A 22265-nucleotide genomic window follows, 5' to 3' on the forward strand; every position below is an offset into this window, starting at 1 on the left:
GTTTGTATTTCGTACAATATTCATCTCGTGAAGACCGACCGAGACTAGTGCGATTTCGCACTTATGGGGGCACATAATGGCTCTACTACCCAAGAAAAGCCGGTTTCAACGCCTATCGACGATTCCGATAAGGTATTGTGGTGTCTCCCCAAGAACCGACACACTTTTACGAAGCACCCTTATATTGTGGAATACACCCAACATAGGTGACCTCGAAAATGAGTACATACGAACCCACCGAGACCCTCGACGTGAAAGGACTGTCCTGCCCGATGCCCGTCGTCAAGACCCGCGGCGCGGTCGACGAGCTCGAAAGCGGCGAGATTCTGCAGGTCGTCGCGACCGACTCCGGCAGCATGAGCGACCTGAAGGGCTGGGCCGACGCCACCGACGGCGTCGCCATGCTCGACCAGGAAGAGGCCGAGGAAGACGGCGACGCTGTCTTCCGCCACTTCATCCAGAAGGAATGAGCTCGGACGCCGACGCGCCCGTCGACGCGGGAGCCGCCTCCGTCGAAGACCTCCGCGCGCAGGTCCAAGCCCTGCAACAAGAGGTCTCCGACCTCCGGGAGGCCACCGACGACGACGGACAGAAGTCGATGACCATCATCGCGACCAAAGGCACCCTCGACATGGCGTACCCGCCGCTCATCCTCGCCAGTACGGCGGCCGCCTTCGGCTGGGACGTCGTGGTCTTCCACACGTTCTGGGGACTCGACATCCTCCACGAGAAGAAGTCGAAGAACCTGAAGCTCAGCGCGGTCGGCAACCCGAGCATGCCGATGCCGAACGCCGTGGCCGCGTTGCCCTTCATGGACAGCGTCGCCACGAGCATGATGGAAAAGAAGATTCAGAAAAACGGGACCGCGACCGTCGAGGAACTCATCGAAACCTCCCTCGACATGGGCGTCGACCTTCAGGCCTGCCAGATGACCATCGAGCTGATGGGCTACGACGAAGCCGAGTTCTACGACGGCGTCACCACCGGCGTCGGCGCGGCGACGGCCCTCCAGCACATGGCCGACGCCGACGTGCAACTCATGATTTAGGCCGGCCCGTCGTCTCCCACAGCCAACCAGTCCTCCAACCCCTCCCCGCACTCCACCCGCCTCACCAACCCAATCCCACCCCGACGATTCCCTTTTCCATTTCTTCAGACGCGACGAGAGCGGTCGCTGTCGCCCGACCATCGAGTGAATCCAGAAAATCAGCGCCCGACGCGCGCGCGCCGTCGTCCGATTCAGACGTTCCAGCCGTCGCCAAACGACTCGAAACGGGCGAGGTCGTGGCCGAACAGCACGTCGCCGCCGGTCCGGCGTTCGAGTTCCTTCACCGTCTGGAGGCTCTCGAACCAGTCGCGCTCGCTCCACAGCAGGCCGGGGCCGAGCGGCACTTCGTCCGTGTAGTTGCCCTCGACGTAACACTCGTCGCCCGCGACGAGCACGTCGCCGTCGGGGGTTTCGATGTGTGCGCCCAGCACGCCGGGAGTGTGACCCGGCAGGTGAACGAGTCGGAAGCCGTCGAACAGCGTGTGTTCGTCGCCGTGGACGACGTGCCAGTTCAGGTCGTGGTCGAAGTCCGAGGCGAGGTACGCGATGGAGCCCTCTGTCGTCTTCGCCGAGTAGTAGGCGAACTTCAGTTCCTCCTCGTGGACGTATATCGGCACGTCTGTGCCCGCGAACTCGACGAGGCCGCCCGCGTGGTCGAGGTGCAGGTGGCTCATCACCACCGCGTCGATGTCGGCGGGGTCGTAGCCGACCGCGCCGAGGTCGTCTTCGAGCGTGTGGTCCGCGGCGTCGACGTGCGAAAACGCCTCGTACAACGGGTCGGGCCAGTAGCCGTCGGCGGCGGCCGGATTCGATCCGGTGTCCCACAGCACCGTCCGGTCGGGGCCGTCGACGACGGCGTTCCAGACGACGAACTCGCTCATCTCGTGGTCGGGGTTCGGATTCGACGCGCTCCCCATGGAGTAGCCGTCGAGGACGTAGCCGGTGTCGGCGTGGACGCGGCCGCGGTCGACCAGGTGGACGCTGATGTCACCCATATTCCGGGGTTAGGACGGAGCGGACATAACCGTTCAGGCAGTCAATATATCTTCGTCGGGCACTAGAGATACGCGTCGTTTCGGCCCGCGCCGTGTCGGCCCGCGCGGCGAACGCGGTCGGCGAGCGACGGTGAAAAACCGGAGCGAACGGTCGCTACGCTACTGACCGGGGGCGACTTCCTCGAACGGTTGGACGATGACGAAGCCGCCCTCCCCCGCGAATTCGAGCTGGTAGGACTCGCCCGACGAGCGGCCGAGCAGCCCCTTGATGTCGATGTCGCGGTTCGACGACGGTGAGACGTTTCCGCTCCACGCGACGGTCGCGTTGGGATCGGTCTTGACCGGCGTCGGGACGACGATTGGCTCGCCGTGGGTCGTGATGGCGACGTGGCCGGGGCCTTCGAGGAAGACGTTGAACAGGCCGCCCGAGGAGGTGCCGGCGACGCTCGTCAGCATCTTGATGTCCCAGTTCACGCTCGACTCGAACGCGAGCACGTCGTTGCCGTTGACGCTCAGTTCCTCGCCCGCGTCGAGTTCGAGAATCTGAACCTCCTTGCCCTGGTCCGCGAGGTAGAGGTGGCCGGTGCCGGTCGCCTGCATCATGACGTCGCCCTCGCCGGTGGCCTTCTGCTTGAGCATCCCTTTCAGGCCGCCGGCGGACTTCCGCTCGAAGGAGATGTCGCCGGTGTAGCCGACCATCGACCCGGCTTTCGCCATGACGTTCCCGTCGAGGGCCACGTCGAGGAGCTTCGAGTTTTCGAGTTCGAAGGAGTCGCCGCCTTCGGACGGTGCGTGCGCGCTGACGAATTCGTCTAAATCCATTGAGTCACCGAGTCGCGGCCGAAAGCGACTCTACCGGAGAGGCGACTGTCAGGGGTATAGTTCTATTTGCCGCGAAAAATCGGCCCGAACGGTCGACGTGGTCAGTCAGTCCCGACGACTTCGGTGGCCGGGGGTCCAGTCGGCGTCGAGCGCCTCGTGGGTGAAGGGGACGGCGTCCTCGCCGGCGTAGGTGGCGACCAACTGGCCGTCGCCTTCGAGGTAGTACTTGTAGGTCGTCAGCCCTTCGAGACCGACCGGGCCGCGGGCGTGAATCTTGCCCGTCGAGATGCCCACCTCGGCACCGAGGCCGTAGCGGTAGCCGTCGGCGAAGCGGGTCGAGGCGTTGTGGAAGACGCTGGCGGCGTCGACGCCGGTCATGAACGTCTCCGCACGCTCGGCGTCGTCGGTGACGATGGACTCGGTGTGTTTCGAGCCGTGGGCGTTGATGTGGTCGACCGCGTCGTACAGGTCCGAGACGACCTTGACGGAGAGTTCGAGGTCGCCGTACTCGGTGTCCCAGTCGTCGTCGGTCGCGGGGTCGATATCGACGTGTTCGCGGGTCGCCTCGTCGCCGCGGAGGACGACGCCCTCGTCGCGGTAGCGCTCGACGACCGTCGGCAGGAAGTCGGCGGCGACCGACTCGTCGACGAGGAGCGTCTCGACGGCGTTGCAGACCGCGGGGTACTGCACCTTCGCGTCGAGCGCGATGTCCGCGGCCATGTCGAGGTCGGCCGCCTCGTCGACGTAGACGTGACAGATACCCTCGGTGTGGCCGAGGACGGGAATCTGGGTGTTGTCCTGGATGTAGCTGACGAACTCCGAGGAGCCGCGGGGCATCACGAGGTCGACCATGTCGTCGAGTTCGAGCAGGCGGTCGACCTCCTCGTGGGCTTCGATGAGCGTCGCCCAGCCGTCGGGCAGCTCCTCGGTGGCGGACAGAATCGTCTCGTACAGCACGCGGTTCGACTCGCTGGCCTCGCTGCCGCCCTTGAGGATGACGGCGTTGCCGGACTTCAGCGCCAGCGCGGCGATTTGGACCAGCGCGTCGGGCCGCGACTCGAAGATGGTCGCCACGACGCCGATGGGGACCGAGAGTTTGTACAGTTCGAGGTCCTCGTCCAGTTCGCGCGCTTCCAGCGTCTCGCCGAGCGGGTCGTCCTGCTCGGCGACGGACTCGACCATCCCGGCGATGTCGTCCAGCTTCGCCTCGTCGAGTTTGAGGCGGTCCACGAGCGCCTGCGTGTACTCGCCGGCGACGAGCATCGCCTCGGCCTCCTCGACGTCCTCGCGGTTGGCCGCGAGAATCGCCTCGCTGTTGTCGCGGATGGCGTCCGCGATGGCTCCGAGCGCGGCGTCGCGGTCGGCCGCGTCGACGTTGGCGAGGCGGAGCGCCGCCGACTGTGCCCGTTCGACCTGCGCGGTCGTGTCTCGCTCAGTCATCGAGTTCACCATCGAGGGGGAGGAACATTGTTCCCACCGATTCGCGCTCGGCTATCTTCGCCAGCACGTCGGGCTCGGTCGACCGCGCGATGACGGCGGGGATGCCGTACTCGGCGGCGTCGCGCGCGCCGCGGACCTTCGTCTGGATGCCGCCGAAGCCGCCGGTCGAGCTCGCGGTGACGATGTCCTCCACGTCGCTGTAATTGTCGCCGACGACTTCGATGCGCTCGGCGTCGGAGTCCTCCTTCGGATTTCCTGTGTAGACGCCGCCCACGTCGGTGAGCGTCACGAGCAGGTCGACGCCGATACCGACCGCGATGTCCGACGAAATCATGTCGTTGTCTCCGATTTGGAGCTCTTCGGTGGCGACCGCGTCGTTCTCGTTGATGATGGGCACGACGCCCCACTCCAGCAGCGTCTCGACCGTGTTCCGGAAGTTGGTGAAGCGCTCGGGGTTCTCCAGGTCGTGCTGGGTGATGAGTATCTGGGCGACCTTCCGGTCGTAGCGCTCGAAGCTCTCGGTGTAGCGGTGCATGAGCAGGCTCTGGCCGACCGTCGACAGCGCCTGCGACGCTTCGAGAGTGTCGCGGTCCGCCGTGGGGTGGTCGAGCCGTCCGATGCCGGCCCCGACCGCGCCCGAGGAGACGAGCAGCACCTCCTTGCCGCGCGAGAGCAGCGACTCGATGTCGTCGACGAGCTTGTCGAGTTTGTCGTCGTCGAGGTTGGAGTCTTCGTCGGTCAGCGAGTTGGTGCCGGCCTTGACGATGACGCGGTCCGCCTCGGCGGCGGCGTCGCGGGCGGCGGCGACCGCATCGGGGTCGACGGCCGCAGTCGACTCGGACGCCTCGGACGCCTCGGACGCCTCGGACGCCTCCGCCGTCTCGCTCAGTTCACTCATCAGCGAACTCCTCCGCGAGTTCCTTCGACCGGCGCTCGGCCGCGACGACCGCCTCGGTGACGGCGTCGTCGGCGTCGCTGTCCCAGAGGACCTCCATCCCCTCGATGGTCGTCCCGTTCGGCGAGCAGACCGCGTCGATGAGTTCGTCGGCGGTGCGGTCGTCCTGCACGACGGTCTCGGCCGCGCCCTTGAACGTCTGGGCGGCGAGGATTTCGGCGTCTTCCTCGGAGAGTCCGCCCGCGACGCCGGCCTGCGTAACGGCCTCGATGAGATAGAAGACGAAGGCGGGGCCGCTGCCGTTGACCGCGGTTGCGATGTCCATCTGCGACTCCTCGACCTCGACGAACTCGCCCACGTCCGAGAGGAGTTCGCGAACCTCGTCGGTCAGATCGCCGGTCGCCGCCGCGGCCATGTCGCGGGTCTCGGCGGCGAGGTTCGGCATGATGCGGACGACGCGGGCGTCGGTGCGCGCCTCGACGAACGAGGTCGGGACGCCCGCGGCGATGGTGACGAGAGTCTGGTCGGGAGACAAATCGAGTTCCGAGAGGACGGCCTCGACGATGTCGGGCTTGACCGCGACGAACACCACGTCGGCGTCGGCCGCGCGCGACACGTCGTCCGTCGTCTCTTCACAGTAGTCGGCGACCGCGGCGAGGGCGTCGGGGTCGAGGTCGCAGGCGACGACCGAGTGGCCGCCCGCCTTCCAGAGCCCGGTGAGGAGGGCGCTCCCCATGTTTCCGCAGCCGATAACGCTCGTGCGTACCATTGGTGCTGACTCAAGGTACGACGCTCAGATAGTAACTGCGTTCCGGTCAAGCCATGCCAAACCGGAAAACGAGTTGTCAGTTCCGGGGGCCGTGCCGGGGCCTGCTCACAGCCCGCCCTGCCGGTAGATGAGGTTGCGCTGAATCTCGTTTGCGCCCTCGTAGATGACCGGGATGCGCGCGTCGCGGTAGACCCGCGAAATCTTGTACTCGTTGAGGACCGACCGGCCGCCGTGGAGCTGCATGCCACGCTCGGCCACGTCGACCGCCGTCTCGGTCGATTTCGTCTTCGTTGCGGCCGCCCAGAAGCCGGCGTCCTCGCCGTTCGCGACCTTCTCGGCGGCGCGCCAGTTGAGCGCGCGGGCCGCCTCGAACTCCATGCGCATATCGGCGAGGATGTGCTGGACCGCTTGGAACTCCGAGACGCTGCGCCCGAACGCTTGCCGGTCGTGGACGAACTCCCACGTCTCCTCGATGGCGGCGGCCGCGAGGCCGAGGCTGTGGCCGCCGACGATGACGCGGCCGTGGTTGAAGAAGTCCGCGAGCATGTAGAAGCCGCCGCCCTCGGTGCCGATGAGGTTCTCCTCGGGCACCTCGCAGTCGTCGAAGACGATGTGGCCTTGCTTGGAGGCGCGCATACCCATCTTCTCGGGGATGTGTTCCGCCTCGTAGCCGGACGTGTCGGTCGGCACGATGAACATCGAGTAGTTCGAGTAGCGGTCGTCGGTGTCGGCGGTCTTGGCGTACACCGTCAGCCAGTCGGCCTCGACGGCGTTGCCGACCCAGTACTTCTCGCCGTTGAGGACGTAGCCGTCGTCGGTCTTCTCGGCGGCCGTCTCCATGCCGGCCATGTCGGAGCCGGTCTGCGGCTCGGAGACCGCGAGTCCCGAGAGCTGTTCGTTTTCCGCGACCGGGCGGAGCCACTTCTCTTTCTGTTCTTCGCTGCCGTAGTGCTCCATAATCTCGCAGCCGAACGAGGCGAGCTGGAGCGTCAGCGCGATACCGGCGTCGGCGCGGTAGAACTCCTCGGAGATGGCGAGCATCTGCTGGAGGTCGAAACCCTTGCCGCCGTACTCCTCGGAGATGTCCTGTGCGACGAGCCCCGCGTCCATCCCCGCTTGGAGCACCTCGCGGGGGTACTCGCCGGACTCGTAGTAGTCCGCCGCGACCGGTTCGATGTGCGCTTCGGCGAACTCGCGGGCCTCCTGCTTGAGGTCGCGGGCGTGTTCGGGCACGATGGAGTCGTCGAGAAGTTCCATACCACGCCATGGAATCGTACAGTAAAAATAGGCATGGAACCAGTCTAAACTTCAAACTTGTTTTTTGTTAGAATAGCTGTTGCCCGACGCTCATTCGTCCGACGGAGCCTCCGAATCGGGCGTCTTGCCCTCGATGAGCGACGAGTCGTCGTACCGGTCGCGGAGCACCTTCTTGTCGAACTTGCCGGTCGCAGTCTTCGGCACCTCGTCGATGAACACGACCTCGTCGGGGGCCCACCACTTCGGGAACTCGTCTTCGACGCGCGCGACGAGGTCGGCCTTGAGCGCGTCCTCGTCGACGCCGCCCTTCGGGACGATAAAGGCCACGGGGCGCTCCTGCCAGCGTTCGTGGGGGACGCCGATGACGGTCGCCTCGGCCACGTCGTCGTGGGCCATGATGCTGTTTTCGAGTTCGAGCGACGAAATCCACTCCCCGCCGGATTTGATGACGTCTTTCGCCCGGTCGACGATTTGGACGTAGCCGTCTTCGTCCACCGTGACCACGTCGCCGGTCTTCAGCCAGCCATCCTCGTAGTCCTCCTCGTTCGCGTCGGGGCGCTCGAAGTACTCGGTCGTCACCCACGGGCCGCGGACCCACAGCTCGCCGAACTCCTCGTCGTCCCACGGGACCTCGTTCCCGTCGTCGTCGACGACGCGCATCTCCAGCCCCGGCGCGAGCAGGCCCTGCTTGGCGCGCTTTTCGTACTGCGCTTCGGCGGGGAGGTCCTCCATCCCCGGCTTGAGGTGGGCGACGGTCCCGACCGGCGACATCTCCGTCATGCCCCACGCGTGGAGCACGTCCACGTCGTGTTCCTCGTCGAACCGGCGGATGACCGACTTGGGCGCGGCCGACCCGCCGATGATGATGCGTTCGAGCGACGAGATGTCCGCGTCGTGCTCGTCGAGGTAGTCGAGCAGGCCGAGCCACACCGTCGGCACGCCCGCGGTCATCGTCACGCCCTCCTCCTCGATGAGTGTCGCGAGGTCCTCGGGCGTCGGCGACGGGCCGGGGTAGACGTGTTTCGCGCCCGCCGCGGTCGTCGAAAACGGCAGGCCCCACGCGTTGACGTGGAACATCGGGACGACCGGCATGATGACGTCTTTCGCGCCGATGTCGAGGCCGGATTCGGGGAGCGTCGCCATCGTGTGCGCCCACAGCATCTGCTGGGAGTACTCGACGCCTTTCGGCTGGCCCGTCGTCCCCGAGGTGTAACACATCCCCGCCGGCTGGTCCTCCGGGAGGTCCGGCCAGTCGTACTCGTCGGGGTGGTCAGCGATGAACGACTCGTAGTCCGTCACCGGGGACAGGCCCACGTCGTCCGGTACCTCGGAGGCCATCACGACGAACTGCTCGACGGAGGCAAAGGCGTCCCCGTCGACCGCGCCGGCGAGTTTCGGCGCGAGCGACGGGTCCACGAAGATGATGCGGTCCTTCGCGTTCTCGACGATGTACTGGATGTGGTGGTCGGGCAGAAGCGGGTTGATGGTGTGCAGCTGCGCGCCCATCGAGGGGACCCCGAAGTACGTCTCGAAATGTCGGTTGTGGTTCCAGCAGAACGTCGCCACCCGGTCGCCGTCCCCGATGCCGGCGTCCGAAAGCGCCCCCGCGAGCCGTGCCACGCGCCCCTCGTACTCCGCGTACGTGTAGCGTTCCAGCCCTTCGGCGGTCCGAGAGACGATTTCGCGGTCCGGATAGAGCTTGCCCGCGCGCCACAGGAACGGCCGAAGTGTCTGGTTGGTAGCACCTACCATAGTGTCCTCTTGTGGTAAAACGTAATGATTGTTTGGAAATGACTCGGCGTGGTGCGGGCTGCGGATTCGGCGTCACCCGCGGGCGCGTTCACTCACTCGTCGCGGTCGGGAACGAACTCATCACCACCGTCGCCGCCGTCGGTATCGCCGGCGTCGGCGTCTCCGTTGTCGGTGTCGCCTTCCGCGCGCTCGGCGTCGCCGCGTTCGGCTCCGTCGACGCTCGCTTCACTATCGTCCTCGGCCTCGTCTCCGTCGCGTTCCGCGTCCGCGACTGTCGCGTCGCCCTCGGCGTCGTCGATGGCGGCCTCGTCGGCGTCGCTCGCGGGCGTCGCCTCGCCGGAGTCGGTCTCGGAGTCGTCGGACTCGTCGTCGTCGTCACCGTCGTCACCGGCATCGTCGTTGGTGTCGTCGTAATCGGTCGCGTGCTCCGGTTCGGCCTCCGCGACGGGCTTGGCCGCGACCAGTCGCTCGCGGACCGCCTCGCGGTCGACGGTCCCCGAGACGGTCCGCGAGAGTTCGTCCGCGGTCGCGACCAGTCGCGGGCATTTGAACCCGGCGAGTCGCTCGCGACAGAAGGCGTCGAGGTCCTCGTCGTCCGGTGGGTTCTCCGGGTCCGCGGGAACGACGAGGGCGGCGACGCGCTCGCCCCACTCGGCGTCGGGGACCCCGAGCACGGTGGCGTCGTCAACGTCGGGGTGGTCCCGCAGGACCGCCGCGACCTCGCCGGGGTCGACGTTCTCGCCGCCGGTGATGATGCGGTCGTCCTTCCGGTTCAGGACGTACAGGAGACCGTCGTCGTCGCGGTAGCCGATGTCGCCGGTTCGGAGACCGGCGTCGCTGAAGGCGTCGGCGGTGGCCTCGGGGTTCCGGTAGTAGCCGGGCGAGACGGTCGGTCCCGACACGACGAGTTCGCCCGGCGTGCCGGGTTCGACGGGGGTTCCGTCCTCGTCGACGACCCGGAGGTCGGTGAAGTAGAGCGGCCGCCCGACGGTCCCCACGTCGTCGAACGCCTCCCGCGGGGTCGCGGTGGCGACCTGCGACGCCGTCTCGGTCATGCCGTAGGTCGGGTGGACCGGCACCGAGTAGTTCCGACAGCGCTCGATGAGTTCGTCGGGGGCGGGCGCGCCGCCGAGGAGCACCACGCGGAGCGAGTCCGAGAGCGTCCCCCGGCTGTCGAGCATCCGCGTGAGCATCGTCGGCACGAGCGAGACGCCCGTCACGTCGTACTTGCCGATGTCGTCGGCCGCGCCGCCGGCGTCGAACCCCTCGCGGAGGACGACCGTCGTCCCGTACAGCGGGCCGCGGAGAATCGGGCCGATGCCGCCCATGTGGTGCAACGAGAGCGTGACGAGCCACCGGTCGTCGCGCGAGACGCCGACTCGGAACGCGCCGGCGACGGCGTTGGCGAGCAGGTTCCCCATGGTGAGTCGCACCGCCTTCGGCGTCCCGGTCGTCCCCGAGGTGAAAAGCAGGAGCATCGTCTCCGAGAGCGACCAGCCCACGGGTTCGACCCGCTTGGGCGCGATAGACGAGAGGTTGATGACGCCCTCCCAGCGCGGGTCGTCCACGGAGACGACGGGCACGTCGGTCGTCGCCTCGACCGCCGTCGACTCGGTGGACTCGCCGCAGACGAGCGTCGTCACGTCCGCGAGTTCGACGTTGCGACCGATTTCGTCGGCGGTGAGTCGGTCGCTGAGGGGCACGAGCACCGCCCCGAGCCGCGTCGCGGCGTGGATGAGTCGGACGTAGTCGATGCCGGGGGTCAAGACGACGCCGAGGTGGTCGCCGGCCTCGACGCCGAGGGCGGCGAGCTGGCCGGCGGTCTCGTCCACGAGCGCGTCGAGTTCGCGGAAGGTCCACGAGTCGCCGGTCGCGGCGTGGATGAGCGCCTGTCGGTCGGGCGTCGCGGCGACCCGGTGGGAGAGCCAGTCGCGCATCGGCCCGGCGAACCCGCGGGCGTCGGCGGCGGTTGCGTCGTCCTCGGTCGACTCGGAGTCGTTGCCACCGGCCGCGTCGTCGGGAGCGCCCGTCATCGCTCAGTGCGAGACGAACTCCACGAGGACGCCGCCCGTGGACTTGGGATGTAAGAAGGCGACCTCGTGGCCCCACGCGCCGGGGCGCGGCTCCTCGTCGATGCGGTCGACGCCGGCGGCCTCGGCGGTCCGGAGCGCGGCCTCGATGTCGTCGGTCTCGACGGCGACGTGGTGGATACCGCCGCCGCGCTTGTCGAGGAATTTCGAGATAGCACCCTCCTCGTGGGGTTCGAGCAGTTCGAAGTAGCCGTTTTCGAGTTCGAGGAAGACGACCGACATGCCGTCGAACGTCTCCTCGTGGGCCACGGGCGCGTCGAACAGCTCCGCGAACAGCGCGGCCAACCCGGCGGCGTCGGGCGTGGCGATTCCGACGTGGTCGAAATGCATGCCTCCAGTTCGTCGGGCGCAACGGATAAACCCAGACGGTTCGATACTCCTGTCATGATAGTAACGACAACGGAGACGGTCATCGGCCGCGACATCGAGGAGACGCTTGGTGCCGTCCGGGGGAACACGATTCGCGCCCGAAACGTCGGCCGCGACATCACGCAGGGGCTCCGAAACATCGTCGGCGGCGAACTCAAGTCCTACACCGGGCTGATGGCCGAGGCGCGCGACGAGGCGACAGACCGGATGGTGGCCGAGGCGGAGGCGATGGGTGCCGACGCCGTCGTCAGCGTCCGGTACGTGACCGCCGAGGTGGCCCAAGGAGCGGCCGAGATTCTGGCCTACGGGACCGCCGTCACGCTCGTCGGCGGCACCGACCCCGACGCCGACGCGGAACCCGCGTCCGAGTCGAACGCCGACGTGGCGTGAGCCGACGGTGACGCCGACGACTCGGCGGGTCACCCGAGACCCGCGGCGACTCGCACACAGGTTCGTCCGACTCGCCACAGCCCGGGCCACAGTCGCCGTCTTCGCCGCGCTCGCGGCCGTGTGGGCAGTCGGCTTCGTCGGCGTGGTGCCGAGAGAAATCTGGGTCGTCGATTCCCCCGCGTTGGTGGCCGCCTTCTTCTTCGACACGCTCGCGGCCAACGAGTTCGGCGTCCGCGAGACGGCGGTGTTCCACCCGGCGCTCGCCGTCTTCGGTTACCTCCAGGCAATGGTCTTCGTGGCGGCCGGGCGAGTGCTTCGAACTCGACTCGTCGGTGTCGGTGAGCGACGCGAAAGCGGGAAACGCGTCGAGAGTGGGGAACGAAAATGAGCGCAGGAGCGCGCGTCAAGAGCGGGACGCGAGGGGCGTGAAGTTCGAAGGTAGCGAGCGAGTCGGCGTGTGACTCACGGCGTCGGGTCGGGCCTCAGTCGCGGGCGGTCCGGGCGACCGTGACCTCGACGGGGACGCCGGGCACGTCGACCGTCAGCATCGAGCGGTCGACCCGGGTGACGACGACGCGGGCGACGGCGACGATGGCGGCGACGGTGACGGCGACCGCGAGCGACGCCACGGGGTAGGTGACGACCGCGACGACCGCGGCCATCGAGGTGAGCAGGGCGGCCTGCGTCGCCAACGAGGGCGCGGGTCGGTGATGCGAGGGGTGGTAGTCGGAGCCGGTACGACTGTCTCTGGAGCGTTGTCGTGACATTCGTCTGGTGAGGGGGACAATCGGATGCGATGCCGGGGGCTCTCCGGTCGAAGAGCCCCGCAACGCGACGGCCGCCGCTCGAAAATCGAGCGACTGGTGGCGCGAACCTCGCGCCGACAGACGGCGGCCGGGCGTGTGACGGGTTTAGAACGCGATAAGCGGCATCATAAGCCTCGATTGTCTCCACTCGGGGGGTGATAATAAAAGTTGTTGGACGGGTGAACGTATAGAATTAGTGACTCGTTGGCACGGGGCGCGGGGTGCGGGGCGGTCGCCGGCGCCGGTCGTTCGGGAGTGTAGGGGCGGCTCAGGCCATGCCGGGTTCGTACTCTCCGAACTCCTCGCGGAGGACGCCGCAGATTTCCCCGACCGTCGCGTAGGCCTTGACCGCCGTGACGATGAGCGGGAGGAGGTTCTCGTCGCCGTTCGCGGCGGCGCGGATGTCTTCCAACGCGGCCTCGACGGCCTCCTCGTCGCGGTCGTCCTTCCGGGCGTCGAGCGACTCGACCTGCTTTTGCTCTTCTTCCTCGGAGACCTCCTGCACTTCGACGGTCGGCTCCTCGTCCACTTGGTACTCGTTGACGCCGACGATGACGCGCTCGCCCTCCTCTATCTCGCGTTGGCGCTCGTAGGCCACGTCCTGAATCTCCCGCTGGACCCACTGGTTTTTCACGGCGTCGAGCATGCCGCCGCGCTCGTCAACCTCGTCGAGCAGGTCGAACGCCTCGTCTTCGATGTCGTCGGTCAGCGCCTCGACGTAGTAACTGCCCGCCAGCGGGTCGATGGTGTCGGCCGCGCCCGACTCGTGGGCGAGAATCTGCTGGGTGCGGAGCGCCGTCCGAACCGACTTTTCCGTGGGGAGTGACAGCGCCTCATCCTTCCCGTTAGTGTGGAGCGACTGCGTGCCGCCGAGGACGGCCGCAAGCGCCTGATAGGCGACGCGGACGACGTTGTTCTCGACCTGCTGGGCGGTGAGCGTCGAGCCGCCGGTCTGGGTGTGGAACTTCAACTGCATCGACTTCGGGTTCTCAGCGCCGAAGCGCTCTTCCATGATTTTCGCCCACATCCGGCGGGCGGCGCGGAACTTCGCCACCTCTTCGAGGATGTTGTTGTGGGCGTTGAAGAAGAAGGACAACTGCGGGGCGAAGTCGTCCACGTCGAGGCCGGCGTCGACCGCGGCCTCGACGTACTGGATGCCGTTGCCGAGGGTGAACGCGACCTCTTGGGCGGCGGTCGACCCGGCCTCGCGGATGTGGTAGCCGGAGATGGAGATGGTGTTGAACTTCGGCGTCTCCGCCGCGCAGAACTCGAAGATGTCCGTGATGAGCCGCATCGACGGCTCCGGCGGGAAGATGTAGAGGTTCCGCGCGATGTACTCCTTCATGATGTCGTTTTGGATGGTTCCGCGAAGCTCCTCGCGGGGGACGCCCTGCTTGTCGCCGAGGGCGACGTACATCGCCAGCAACACCGCCGCCGGGGCGTTGATGGTCATCGACGTGGAGACCTCACCGAGGTCGATGCCGTCGAACACCGTCTCCATGTCGTGGAGGCTGTCGATGGCGACGCCGGATTTCCCCACCTCGCCGGCGGCCATCATCGCGTCGGAGTCGTAGCCCATCTGCGTCGGCAGGTCGAACGCGAGCGACAGCCCCGACGAGCCGTTGTCGATGAGGTAGCGGAACCGCTCGTTGGTCTCGGCGGCCGTCCCGAAGCCCGCGTACTGCCGCATCGTCCAGAGCCGCCCGCGGTGCATCGTCGGATACACCCCGCGCGTGTAGGGCTTTTCGCCCGGGAAGCCAACGTCCTCGTCGTAGTCCACGTCGGCGTCGTCGGGAGTGTAGAGCCGCTTGACGACGTTGCCCCCCGTGTCGGTCGTGAACTCCTCTTTCCGCTCCCCGAAGCGGTCGAGCGTCGGCCCCAGCGTCTCGTCTTCCCACTCGGCTTTCGCCTCCCGAATCTCTTCGAGCTCGTCGGGATCAAACATGGTCGAAGATGTGGTTTGTCCCTACTTAAGCGTACGCGGGTCGGCGGATATCGGTCGCTGTCTCCGACCGTGAGCGCGCGACCGAGGGAGTGACGGCGTCCCCGCGAACGCGGCCGCGGCGACCGATTTTATGTCGCTCGCGCGCCCTGCTTCGCCATGGACATCCTGACCGACGAGACGCGGCGGTTCCTCGCGGCGACCGCGCCCGAACACGACGCGGTGCAGGCCGAGATGGCCGCCTACGCCGACGAGCACGGCTTTCCCATCATCGGCCCCGAGGCGGGCGGCGTGCTCCGCGTCCTCGCGCACCTCGCGGACGCGACGCGGCTGTTCGAGTTCGGCTCCGGCTTCGGCTACTCCGCGACGTGGTTCGCGGAGGGGATGGCCGACGACGCAGAACTCTTCCTGACCGAACACGACGCCCACGAACTCGACATGGCGCGGGAGTTTCTCGACCGGGCCGGCCTCGCCGGCCGGACGACGTTCCTCGAAGGCGACGCGCTCGACCTGTTCGAGGGCGTCGACGGCGAGTTCGACCTCGTGTTGTTGGACCACCAGAAACACCGCTACGCCGAGGCGTTCGACCTCGTCTCCGACCGCGTCGCGGTCGGCGGAGTCGTCGTCGCTGACAACGTGATGCGCGGCCCGGTCAATTTCGGCGCGCTCACCGACTGGAGCGAAGGCCGGGCCGAGGCCCTCGACGGAGCCGACGCCGACACCCGCGGCATCGCGGCGTTCCTCGACGCGGTCCGGGCCGACCCGCGGTACGAGACCATCGTCCTCCCGGTCGGCAGCGGCCTCGCGGTCAGCACGCGGGTCGAGTGAGCGCGCGACCGCCGGGACGCGCGCCGACCGCCGCGCACCGACGTTCGCCACGCTTTTGAGCGCCCACCCCGACCGTTCGGGTATGTTTGGAGGCGGCGGGATGAACCCGCGAAAGATGAAGCAGATGATGAAGCAGATGGGCATCGACGTGACGGAGCTCGATGCCGAGGAAGTCGTCATCAAGACGGGCGACGACGAACTCGTCTTCAGCGACGCGCAGGTCACGCGCATGGACGCGCAGGGCCAAGAGACGTATCAAATCGTCGGCGAGCCCGAGACGCGCGAACTCGGTGCCGGCGACGACGGCGACGAGTCCGTCGAGTCCGCCGAGTCCGCCGAGGCCGCCGACGCCATCCCGGCCGACGACGTTGCCATCGTGGCCCAGCGCGCCGGCGTCCCCGAGGACGAGGCCCGCGAAGCGCTGGAGGCCGAAGACGGCGACCTCGCCGCGGCCATCGCGCGACTGGAGTGATACTCCTCGTCCACGGCGACCGGGAGTACCTCCGAGCGCCCGGCGACGAACTGCACACCGACCTCGGGATGCTCACCGTCCCCGAGGACGTGGAAGCCGGCCAGACGCTCGAAACCCACATCGGCGAGGAGTTCCTCGTCCGCGAGCCGCGCGGCCCGGACCTCTTCAACCACTTCGAGCGCACCGGCGCGCCGATGATGCCGCGCGATATCGGCCTCATCGTCGGCCACACCGGCGTCGCGGCCGGCGAGCGCGTCCTCGACGCGGGCACCGGCACGGGCGTCCTCTCGGCGTACCTCGGCCGCCTCGGCGTCGACGTGACGACGTTCGAACGCGACGCCGAGTTCGCGGACGTGGCTCGCGAGAACATGCGTCTCGCGGGCGTCGAACAGCGCGTCGACGTTCGCACCGGCGACATCACCGACGAACTCGACGACCTCGCGGACTCGGGGTTCGACGCGCTCACGCTCGACACCGAGAACGCGCCAGAGGTCGTCCGCCACGCGCCCGACCTGCTCGTGACCGGCGGCTACGTCGCCGTCTACTCCCCGTTCGTGGAGGGCACGCGCGCGGCCGTCGAAGCCGCCAGAGAGGCGGGGCTCTCGGACGTGGAGACGTTCGAGACGATTCAGCGACAGATGGACTTCAACGACCGCGGGTCGCGCCCCTCGACCGCCGGCGTCGGCCACACCGGCTACCTCGTGTTCGCCCGCAACGAGTGAGCGAGTCCGACGCCGGCGGGCCAACCGCTCTTTCGGCCCGACTTCGTTCCCTCACCCGACGCCGCGAATCACGCGAAACAGCTCTTCTCTGAAGCGTTCGGGTTCGATTGCCTCGCGGAGCGCCGCGGCCGTCTCCCCGTCGCCACCGCGGACCTCGCGGGGGTACGCGCCGCCGGTCAGGAGGAACTCGCCGTCGACCGGCGTCACCGCGAGGTAGGCGTCCGCGGCGAGTTCGACCCCGGCGAGTTCGACGGTCGCGGCGTAGCGAATCACGTCGGCCTCGGATTCGGTCGCGTCGTCTCCTCGGGTGTCGTCGTCTCGGCCGGCGTCGCGCTGACCGTCGCCACCGCCGCCAACTCGCACCCGGAGCGTCCGCGACTCGACGCGCCGAACGTCCGAGAAGCCGCGGGCTTCGAGGCGCGACCGGAAGCCGGCGCTCGCGCGCTTGCCGACCAGTTTCGTCAGCGACTTCGACGGCGGTGTGTGCGGCCGGATTTCGAGGCGGCTGGCGAACAGAAAGCGCCACGGGCCGTCGGCGGTCGCCGGCACGCGCTCGCGGATGGCGGCGTCCTCGTAGACGACCGTCCGGGCGACGACGCTGACGGGGCCGAGTTCGAACGGGCGGTCCGTCGCGTCGTCGACGCGGACCCAGCCCTCCAGCGGCGGGAGCGTCGGCGGGGCGGGCGCGTCGGCCATGCCCCGCGTTACGGACGGAGGGCTGAAAAAAGCGGATCGCTCAGTGGTCGTCTTCGCGCCACTTGTGGTCGCACTCGACGCAGGTGAAAAAGCGCGTCTCGGACTCGTCGGCCGAGCGAATCTGCTTCATCTCGTAGCGCGCCACGTCGTGGCCGCACTTCGGGCAGATGGCCTTCGTCGTCGGGCCGATGTCGGCGTTGTCCACGTCGGACATGTCGACGACCTCGCTGGACTCCTGGCCCTCGGTCGTGACCATCGACTTCTCTTTTTCGCTGTCTCGGGCTTTCTCGTGGCCGTTCGGACAGACCCAGACGCCGTCTTGCGGCGTCATCAGGGACCCGCAGTCGTCGCAAAACTCCATGATAGTACGTCCTACCGCTTGAGGGACTTAAGCGTCAGGATTGCGCCGCGCTCGCGGGGTGAGCGCTGAAAAAAGTCGGCGCGGAACGGCGGTTCAGGCGTCGCCGTCGGACTGCCCCGGTTCGCCGAGCGCCTCGATTGGCATCGCGTTGTTCAGTTCGTAGTACAGGTCCTTCGCGTCGGTGAACTCGCTCGTGAGGCAGTTCCGGACTAACTCACCGAGGTCGGCGTTCCCGTCGGCCATGAGCACCGTCACACCGTCGAGGGAGGTCGCGGCGTCCCGTCGCGACACCGGGTACGAGAGGTCTTCGAGGAGGGATTCGACGCGGGCGAGCGTGATTGATTCTTGCACGATTGTTCATTATACATAGGGCGTATTAGCAGTTGTAGGAGCCGTGCTAGCACGGCTATGCGGGAGAATCGGTGACTCGAATCGCCCGAATAAACCGGAAACAAGAGCTCTCTCGGTTCTATTCGAAGTCGGGGTCGCGCTTGTCGAGGAAGGCCTCCATCCCCTCGCGCTGGTCGTGGGTACCGAACAGGCCGCTCCAGACGCGGGCTTCGAAGTCGAGCGCGGCGTCCCGCGGCGCGTCGTGGGACATGTTGATGGCGGCTTTCGCGCCCGCGAGGGCGTGCCGCGGCTTCGACGCGAGGTCGGCGACGAGGTCTTCGACGTGCGAGTCGAGTTGGTCGTGGGCGACGACCTCGCCGACGATGCCGTACTCGTGGGCGTCGCTGGCGTCGATGCGCTCGCCGAAGAAGATGAGCCGGCGGGCGACCTCGTCGCCGACGAGCGCCGGCAGGCGGACGCTCCCGCCCCACCCGGGCATGATGCCGAGGTCGATTTCGGTCTGGCCGAGCAGCGCGCGCTCGGAGGCGACCCGGAGGTCGCACGCCAGCGCGAACTCCATGCCGCCGCCGAAGGCGTAGCCGTTGATGGCCGCGACGGTCGGCGCGGGGAACCCCTCCAAGCGCGTCGCGATGCGGTGGCCCTGCTCGGCGTAGTTCTGCGCGGCGGGCGTTCCGATGTCTTTCATGTAGCCGATGTCCGCGCCCGCGATGAACGCCTCGTCGCCCGCGCCGGTGAGGACGACCACCCGAGCGCCGTCGGCTTCGGCCTCGTCGAGGGCGTCTTCGAGCGCGTCGAGCGTGTCCGCGTTGAGCGCGTTCATCTGCTCGGGGCGGTCGATGGTGATGGTCGCCACGTCGCCGTCCCAGTCGAGTCGAAGGGTGTCCCAGCTCATACTCGGGGCGACGCGAGGCACAGGGATAATAATTAACGTTCGCCGGTCGCGCTGAAGAATCCAGAACAACGTTATAGCCCCTCCGTCGAATCCACCGATATGACGCTCTCCGACGAGGCGGAAGAACGCCTCGCCGACATCGTCCGGCTCCAGCCGACGAAGAACAAGGAGTTACAGAACCGCTGGGACCTCGAAAGCGGGAGCGAGGTCCACCGCTACCTCGAATCCGAGCTGAAAGACTACTACTACCGCGACGACAACAGCCTCATCCGCGCGACGGCCGAGGCGGCCGAACTCGTCGGCGTCGAACCCGGCGTCGAGGGCGACGACGAGGCCGAATCCGTGCCGAGCGTCATCCGCGTCCCCTCGCTCGAAGCTCGCGTCTTCGAGGTCGTCGCCGGCCCCGACGAGCGCTCCGAGAGCGTCGTCAGCGTCCTCAACAAGCTCCGCGACGAGTTCGACATCGACCCCGACGTTGACGACGTGCGCCGCGCGCTCCAGAGCCTCCGCCGCAAGGGCGTCATCGAAGTCGTCTACCGGACCGTCCCCACGTTCCGCCTCGCCGTCGAGCGCGACGAGGTCGACGTGGAAGTCGTCTAACCGCCCGCCTCCGCGGTCGTTATTCGCGCCGCTCGAACACCAGCGCGTAGTGGTACGGCGGGATATCGAGTTCCGCCGTCACAGCGAGGTCGGTCGCATCTTCGACCATCGCCGCGGTCTCCTTGGGATCGAGGCGCAGGTCGGTCGGCGGACCCCGCGGTTCGCCGGCGACGGTCGTCTCCTCTCGGGGGAGCGGCCGCCAGTTGACGACGACGAACCGGCCGCCGTCGGCGAGGACCGACTCGACTTCCGTCAGGAACTCGTCGCGGTCGTCGACCCCGTGGAACGCGTTCGCGAAGAGCGCCACGTCGACTGGCTCGGAGACGTGCGCCGAAAGCTCGCGGGCGTCGCCGCGGACCGACACCACGTTGTCGATGCGTTGCTGGGCGGCGAGGTGGCCGAGTTCCGCGAGGAGGTCGTCGTCGAGGTCGACCGCGTACACCGTGGCCGGCGCGACGATTCGCGCCGCGGGGAGCGCGAAGTAGCCGTTTCCACAGCCGATTTCGGCGACGGTGTCGCCCGCCGACAGCCCGAGGTCCCGAAGCGTCTCGCCCGGCGTCGGCCAGAGCTTCCCCCACCAGTCCCAGTCCGGCAGGCTCGTGTTCTGGAATCGTTCCATACCGCTCGGTTGGCGGGGCGCGAAGTTAGGCGTTCTCACTGCCGGGCTCGGCGCGGTCTCGTTCGCGCTCGCGCCGCGCCTCCAGAATCCGGCGGACGCCCTTGCCGGGGCCGCCCTCGATGGGCCAGCCGTTCATCCGCCACGCCGGCGGCTCCGGCTCGAACGACGGACACGAGTGGGCGCACTCGCGCTGGCTCTGATAGCAGTCTTTCGCGGCGCACCGCGGGACGAGCGCCCGGCCGCGTCGGTCGAGTTCGAACTGTCGGCAGTCCGGTCGCATCGTGTCCACGTAGTTGCGCCAGCCGCGGTCGTAGGCGCGCTCGGCGAGGACGAGTCGCCGCCGGGCGTCTTCGGAGACGGGCGAGAGCGAGCTCGGGTGCCACAGCACCTCCGCCGAGTCGTCGTCGACGCCGAGGATGCCGACTTCGACCGGCAGGTCCTCCAACAGTGCGGGTTCGACCCGCCGGCCCGTCACCTCGGTGGCGACCCAGACCTCGTCGGCGAGCGCCCGCGACACGTCGTGTTCGAGTTGGTCCGCGAGCGCGCGGGCGGCGCTGGCGTCGAGGTCCGGCTTGTTCTCGATGGCGACGACGCGCTCGACCCAGTCGGGGTACGGGGCGGTCCGCCGGTACTCGACGCGGTTCCGCGAACCGCGGCGCTTCTCGACCAGTCCGAGCCCCGCGGCGCGGTGGACCGCCGGCACGACGTGTCGCCACGGAAAGTCGGGTTCGGGGATGGCGTCTCTGTACCACGTCCACTCGGCGGGCGCGTGGCGGACGACGCGCAACAGGTCCGAGTCGAAGCCGTCGGTCGAGAGGGCGCGCCGGGCGGCGAACGCCTCGGGGTCGACCTCGACGACGACGGTGTCCCAGCGGCGCTGTCGGGTGCCGAGCTGTCGGGCGACGAACGCGGGGCGCGGGCCGTCGGGATGCCACGCGCGCTCGGCCCAGCGACAGACCCGGAGCTCGAAGGCGAACTCGGGGTCACGGTCGCGGTCGGCGGCGTCGCTCACGACCGGGAGTTGCGGCGGGAGGCCGAAGGCGTTTCGGTCGGGTGGCTTCGGCGCGTGGTTCGACGATGACGCAGATGATACCGCGGCTGTCGCCGCCCGCGCCGCCCGCGCCGACGCGCGGCGCTGTCGCTCGCTGGCGTCGCGTCTCGGGCGTCGGCCGGTTCGGCCGACGCTACTTCAGGTACTTGTGTTCGCCCTCGTTTTTCGCGGCGAGGTCGTCGAGGAACTCGTGGGCGCGCTCGAATATCTCGCGGGGGCCGTCCTGCGTGATGGTGTTGATGGCCTGCTCGTAGTCGCGCCACTGGAGGTCGCGGTGCTCCGTCGAGAGCTCCGCGGACGCCTCGAACGACCGCGCGATAAAGAGGTGAACCGTCTTGTGAATCGTCGTCCCGTTCGCCTCGAAGACGTAGCTGTAGTCCTCGCGGAAGCCGTCGATGAGGCGGAAATCTTGGATTCCCGCCTCCTCTTTGACCTCCCTGATTGCCGTTTGCTGAAGCTCCTCGTCCCCTTCGACCCCGCCCTTCGGGAACTCCCAGTCCCCGGGACGGCTCTTCAGGAGTAAGTACTCCCTCCGGCCGCGGGTGTCGCGGAAGAGAATGGCTCCAGCGCTGACCGCTTCGACTGCCATTACCCGAAATAAACGTGCCACCCTTTAAGAGGGTATCGGAGGCTGTAGCGTGTTCGCACGGTCGTTCGTTCGGGATTCGGGCGGCGGAAGCCCGGGGTCCCCGGTTCGTGTAGATGCGCTTTTACCGTCGGAGCGTGCAACAAGGAGTAGTACCCAGCTATGGCCTTCGTCACGAAACTCACCTTTCAAAGCGGTGATAAGGCGGTCCTCGACCGAGTGGTCGACGACCTCAAGCAGTTCGTCGAGCGGAAGGGCGCGGAGTGCCGCGGCCCCCACTCCGACCAGCCGAAGCAGGTGAGCGTCCCGCAGTATCGGACGCTCCAGCCCGGCGACCAGTTCTCGTCGTGGACCTACCCCGTGTACACCCGTCGGCTCGAAATCCACGGCGCGGACCAGATCGCCCGCGAAGTCGGCCTCAGGGAGTTCCCCGACGGCGTCCACCTCGAAATCGAAGTCGAACAGAAGAAACCGCTCGGTCACCGTCGCTGACGGCGGCCACGGAGCGCGAA

The 22265-nt window shown here is 67.7% G+C and carries 27 protein-coding genes; 9 read left to right on the top strand and 18 right to left on the bottom strand.

The genetic code is table 11. The annotated features are described in order from the left end of the window. The first annotated feature begins 218 nt into the window (after positions 1-218). A complete protein-coding gene (locus HVO_RS11280) occupies positions 219-470 on the top strand; it encodes a sulfurtransferase TusA family protein (protein WP_004043573.1) in 252 nt (83 codons plus the stop codon). Then, complete coding sequence (locus HVO_RS11285; protein WP_004043572.1) at positions 467-1048, top strand: DsrE/DsrF/DrsH-like family protein; 582 nt, start codon at positions 467-469, stop codon at positions 1046-1048. Before HVO_RS11280 ends, HVO_RS11285 begins: the two co-directional genes overlap by 4 nt. Before the next feature lie 191 nt (positions 1049-1239). Here the strand turns inward: HVO_RS11285 and HVO_RS11290 are convergent, their stop codons facing one another. From HVO_RS11290 to mce, 9 genes are all read right to left on the bottom strand, one after another. After that, positions 1240-2043, bottom strand: coding sequence for an N-acyl homoserine lactonase family protein (locus tag HVO_RS11290; protein ID WP_004043571.1), 804 nt, complete (start codon positions 2041-2043; stop codon positions 1240-1242). Between the two features lie 159 nt (positions 2044-2202). Continuing rightward, positions 2203-2865: an AIM24 family protein gene (locus HVO_RS11295; protein ID WP_004043570.1), complete on the bottom strand. Its 663-nt coding sequence runs from the start codon at positions 2863-2865 to the stop codon at positions 2203-2205. Between the two features lie 105 nt (positions 2866-2970). Next, complete coding sequence (locus HVO_RS11300) at positions 2971-4305, bottom strand: glutamate-5-semialdehyde dehydrogenase (protein ID WP_004043569.1); 1335 nt, start codon at positions 4303-4305, stop codon at positions 2971-2973. Continuing rightward, on the bottom strand, positions 4298-5203 hold the full coding sequence (gene proB / locus HVO_RS11305) for a glutamate 5-kinase (RefSeq protein WP_004043568.1): 906 nt from the start codon (positions 5201-5203) through the stop codon (positions 4298-4300). Before proB ends, HVO_RS11300 begins: the two co-directional genes overlap by 8 nt. Next, on the bottom strand, positions 5196-5969 hold the full coding sequence (gene proC / locus HVO_RS11310; protein WP_013035244.1) for a pyrroline-5-carboxylate reductase: 774 nt from the start codon (positions 5967-5969) through the stop codon (positions 5196-5198). Before proC ends, proB begins: the two co-directional genes overlap by 8 nt. 105 nt (positions 5970-6074) lie before the next feature. Beyond that, positions 6075-7226, bottom strand: a complete 1152-nt coding sequence (locus HVO_RS11315) for an acyl-CoA dehydrogenase family protein (protein ID WP_004043566.1) — start codon at positions 7224-7226, stop codon at positions 6075-6077. A 90-nt stretch (positions 7227-7316) separates the two neighbouring features. Next, entirely contained in the window at positions 7317-8978 is a 1662-nt protein-coding gene (locus HVO_RS11320; RefSeq protein ID WP_004043565.1) for a long-chain fatty acid--CoA ligase, read from the bottom strand. Between the two features lie 92 nt (positions 8979-9070). Continuing rightward, positions 9071-11011 carry an o-succinylbenzoate--CoA ligase gene (menE, locus tag HVO_RS11325; protein ID WP_004043564.1) on the bottom strand — a complete coding sequence of 647 codons (1941 nt, stop codon included), beginning with the start codon at positions 11009-11011 and terminating at the stop codon, positions 9071-9073. A 3-nt stretch (positions 11012-11014) separates the two neighbouring features. After that, positions 11015-11398, bottom strand: coding sequence for a methylmalonyl-CoA epimerase (mce, locus tag HVO_RS11330; protein WP_004043563.1), 384 nt, complete (start codon positions 11396-11398; stop codon positions 11015-11017). 54 nt (positions 11399-11452) lie between these two features. Here mce and HVO_RS11335 point away from each other — a divergent pair, with 54 nt between their 5' ends. Together HVO_RS11335 and HVO_RS11340 are read left to right on the top strand one after the other, a co-directional pair. Further along, positions 11453-11827, top strand: a complete 375-nt coding sequence (locus HVO_RS11335) for a YbjQ family protein (RefSeq protein WP_004043562.1) — start codon at positions 11453-11455, stop codon at positions 11825-11827. Positions 11828-11834: 7 nt separating this feature from the next. Further along, positions 11835-12215, top strand: coding sequence for a hypothetical protein (locus tag HVO_RS11340; protein WP_004043561.1), 381 nt, complete (start codon positions 11835-11837; stop codon positions 12213-12215). A gap of 94 nt (positions 12216-12309) precedes the next feature. Here the strand turns inward: HVO_RS11340 and HVO_RS21280 are convergent, their stop codons facing one another. Both HVO_RS21280 and HVO_RS11350 read right to left on the bottom strand, forming a co-directional pair. Next, positions 12310-12594 (bottom strand): hypothetical protein, encoded by a 285-nt coding sequence (locus HVO_RS21280; protein WP_013035307.1) that lies wholly within the window; start codon positions 12592-12594, stop codon positions 12310-12312. Between the two features lie 307 nt (positions 12595-12901). Further along, complete coding sequence (locus tag HVO_RS11350) at positions 12902-14578, bottom strand: acyl-CoA mutase large subunit family protein (protein WP_004043559.1); 1677 nt, start codon at positions 14576-14578, stop codon at positions 12902-12904. Positions 14579-14734: 156 nt separating this feature from the next. Between HVO_RS11350 and HVO_RS11355 the strand changes: the two genes are divergently transcribed. The 3 genes from HVO_RS11355 to HVO_RS11365 all read left to right on the top strand — a co-directional run bounded on the left by HVO_RS11355 (position 14735) and on the right by HVO_RS11365 (position 16597). Next, the gene (locus tag HVO_RS11355) at positions 14735-15403 is read left to right on the top strand and encodes an O-methyltransferase (RefSeq protein WP_004043558.1); all 669 of its coding nucleotides are present in this window, start codon (positions 14735-14737) and stop codon (positions 15401-15403) included. Positions 15404-15485: 82 nt separating this feature from the next. Then, complete coding sequence (locus tag HVO_RS11360; protein ID WP_013035416.1) at positions 15486-15875, top strand: nascent polypeptide-associated complex protein; 390 nt, start codon at positions 15486-15488, stop codon at positions 15873-15875. Then, the gene (locus HVO_RS11365) at positions 15872-16597 is read left to right on the top strand and encodes a methyltransferase domain-containing protein (protein ID WP_004043556.1); all 726 of its coding nucleotides are present in this window, start codon (positions 15872-15874) and stop codon (positions 16595-16597) included. The genes HVO_RS11360 and HVO_RS11365 overlap by 4 nt, the downstream gene beginning before the upstream one ends. 51 nt (positions 16598-16648) lie before the next feature. On the opposite strand, the gene HVO_RS11370 is transcribed toward HVO_RS11365, so the two are convergent. The 4 genes from HVO_RS11370 to HVO_RS11385 all read right to left on the bottom strand — a co-directional run bounded on the left by HVO_RS11370 (position 16649) and on the right by HVO_RS11385 (position 18897). Beyond that, the gene (locus tag HVO_RS11370; RefSeq protein ID WP_004043555.1) at positions 16649-17293 is read right to left on the bottom strand and encodes a DUF6517 family protein; all 645 of its coding nucleotides are present in this window, start codon (positions 17291-17293) and stop codon (positions 16649-16651) included. Between the two features lie 40 nt (positions 17294-17333). Next, positions 17334-17654: a transcription factor S gene (locus tag HVO_RS11375; RefSeq protein ID WP_008574128.1), complete on the bottom strand. Its 321-nt coding sequence runs from the start codon at positions 17652-17654 to the stop codon at positions 17334-17336. Positions 17655-17747: 93 nt separating this feature from the next. Next, positions 17748-18005 (bottom strand): DUF5789 family protein, encoded by a 258-nt coding sequence (locus HVO_RS11380; protein WP_004043553.1) that lies wholly within the window; start codon positions 18003-18005, stop codon positions 17748-17750. A 118-nt stretch (positions 18006-18123) separates the two neighbouring features. Continuing rightward, positions 18124-18897 (bottom strand): enoyl-CoA hydratase/isomerase family protein, encoded by a 774-nt coding sequence (locus HVO_RS11385; RefSeq protein WP_013035442.1) that lies wholly within the window; start codon positions 18895-18897, stop codon positions 18124-18126. Positions 18898-18996: 99 nt separating this feature from the next. On the opposite strand from HVO_RS11385, the gene HVO_RS11390 reads away from it, so the two are divergent. Beyond that, positions 18997-19497 carry a DUF5797 family protein gene (locus HVO_RS11390; protein ID WP_004043551.1) on the top strand — a complete coding sequence of 167 codons (501 nt, stop codon included), beginning with the start codon at positions 18997-18999 and terminating at the stop codon, positions 19495-19497. A gap of 19 nt (positions 19498-19516) precedes the next feature. On the opposite strand, the gene HVO_RS11395 is transcribed toward HVO_RS11390, so the two are convergent. The 3 genes from HVO_RS11395 to HVO_RS11405 form a co-directional block, all read right to left on the bottom strand. After that, positions 19517-20116: a class I SAM-dependent methyltransferase gene (locus tag HVO_RS11395; protein WP_004043550.1), complete on the bottom strand. Its 600-nt coding sequence runs from the start codon at positions 20114-20116 to the stop codon at positions 19517-19519. Positions 20117-20141: 25 nt separating this feature from the next. Continuing rightward, a complete protein-coding gene (locus HVO_RS11400) occupies positions 20142-21128 on the bottom strand; it encodes a DUF5787 family protein (RefSeq protein ID WP_004043549.1) in 987 nt (328 codons plus the stop codon). Positions 21129-21300: 172 nt separating this feature from the next. Beyond that, positions 21301-21756, bottom strand: a complete 456-nt coding sequence (locus HVO_RS11405; RefSeq protein ID WP_004043548.1) for a bis(5'-nucleosyl)-tetraphosphatase — start codon at positions 21754-21756, stop codon at positions 21301-21303. Positions 21757-21915: 159 nt separating this feature from the next. Here HVO_RS11405 and HVO_RS11410 point away from each other — a divergent pair, with 159 nt between their 5' ends. After that, positions 21916-22245 (top strand): uS10/mL48 family ribosomal protein, encoded by a 330-nt coding sequence (locus tag HVO_RS11410; protein ID WP_004043547.1) that lies wholly within the window; start codon positions 21916-21918, stop codon positions 22243-22245. The last annotated feature ends 20 nt before the right edge of the window (positions 22246-22265 follow it).

Source organism: Haloferax volcanii DS2, assembly GCF_000025685.1.
Taxonomy (GTDB): Archaea; Halobacteriota; Halobacteria; order Halobacteriales; family Haloferacaceae; genus Haloferax; species Haloferax volcanii.

Bases quoted from the DNA above. Each gene is read 5' to 3' on its own strand.
- HVO_RS11280 (WP_004043573.1), top strand. From the start codon at position 219: ATGAGTACATACGAACCCACCGAGACCCTCGACGTGAAAGGACTGTCC.
- HVO_RS11285 (WP_004043572.1), top strand. From the start codon at position 467: ATGAGCTCGGACGCCGACGCGCCCGTCGACGCGGGAGCCGCCTCCGTC.
- HVO_RS11290 (WP_004043571.1), bottom strand. From the start codon at position 2,043: ATGGGTGACATCAGCGTCCACCTGGTCGACCGCGGCCGCGTCCACGCC.
- HVO_RS11295 (WP_004043570.1), bottom strand. From the start codon at position 2,865: ATGGATTTAGACGAATTCGTCAGCGCGCACGCACCGTCCGAAGGCGGC.
- HVO_RS11300 (WP_004043569.1), bottom strand. From the start codon at position 4,305: ATGACTGAGCGAGACACGACCGCGCAGGTCGAACGGGCACAGTCGGCG.
- proB (WP_004043568.1), bottom strand. From the start codon at position 5,203: ATGAGTGAACTGAGCGAGACGGCGGAGGCGTCCGAGGCGTCCGAGGCG.
- proC (WP_013035244.1), bottom strand. From the start codon at position 5,969: ATGGTACGCACGAGCGTTATCGGCTGCGGAAACATGGGGAGCGCCCTC.
- HVO_RS11315 (WP_004043566.1), bottom strand. From the start codon at position 7,226: ATGGAACTTCTCGACGACTCCATCGTGCCCGAACACGCCCGCGACCTC.
- HVO_RS11320 (WP_004043565.1), bottom strand. From the start codon at position 8,978: ATGGTAGGTGCTACCAACCAGACACTTCGGCCGTTCCTGTGGCGCGCG.
- menE (WP_004043564.1), bottom strand. From the start codon at position 11,011: ATGACGGGCGCTCCCGACGACGCGGCCGGTGGCAACGACTCCGAGTCG.
- mce (WP_004043563.1), bottom strand. From the start codon at position 11,398: ATGCATTTCGACCACGTCGGAATCGCCACGCCCGACGCCGCCGGGTTG.
- HVO_RS11335 (WP_004043562.1), top strand. From the start codon at position 11,453: ATGATAGTAACGACAACGGAGACGGTCATCGGCCGCGACATCGAGGAG.
- HVO_RS21280 (WP_013035307.1), bottom strand. From the start codon at position 12,594: ATGTCACGACAACGCTCCAGAGACAGTCGTACCGGCTCCGACTACCAC.
- HVO_RS11350 (WP_004043559.1), bottom strand. From the start codon at position 14,578: ATGTTTGATCCCGACGAGCTCGAAGAGATTCGGGAGGCGAAAGCCGAG.
- HVO_RS11355 (WP_004043558.1), top strand. From the start codon at position 14,735: ATGGACATCCTGACCGACGAGACGCGGCGGTTCCTCGCGGCGACCGCG.
- HVO_RS11360 (WP_013035416.1), top strand. From the start codon at position 15,486: ATGTTTGGAGGCGGCGGGATGAACCCGCGAAAGATGAAGCAGATGATG.
- HVO_RS11370 (WP_004043555.1), bottom strand. From the start codon at position 17,293: ATGGCCGACGCGCCCGCCCCGCCGACGCTCCCGCCGCTGGAGGGCTGG.
- HVO_RS11375 (WP_008574128.1), bottom strand. From the start codon at position 17,654: ATGGAGTTTTGCGACGACTGCGGGTCCCTGATGACGCCGCAAGACGGC.
- HVO_RS11385 (WP_013035442.1), bottom strand. From the start codon at position 18,897: ATGAGCTGGGACACCCTTCGACTCGACTGGGACGGCGACGTGGCGACC.
- HVO_RS11390 (WP_004043551.1), top strand. From the start codon at position 18,997: ATGACGCTCTCCGACGAGGCGGAAGAACGCCTCGCCGACATCGTCCGG.
- HVO_RS11395 (WP_004043550.1), bottom strand. From the start codon at position 20,116: ATGGAACGATTCCAGAACACGAGCCTGCCGGACTGGGACTGGTGGGGG.
- HVO_RS11405 (WP_004043548.1), bottom strand. From the start codon at position 21,756: ATGGCAGTCGAAGCGGTCAGCGCTGGAGCCATTCTCTTCCGCGACACC.
- HVO_RS11410 (WP_004043547.1), top strand. From the start codon at position 21,916: ATGGCCTTCGTCACGAAACTCACCTTTCAAAGCGGTGATAAGGCGGTC.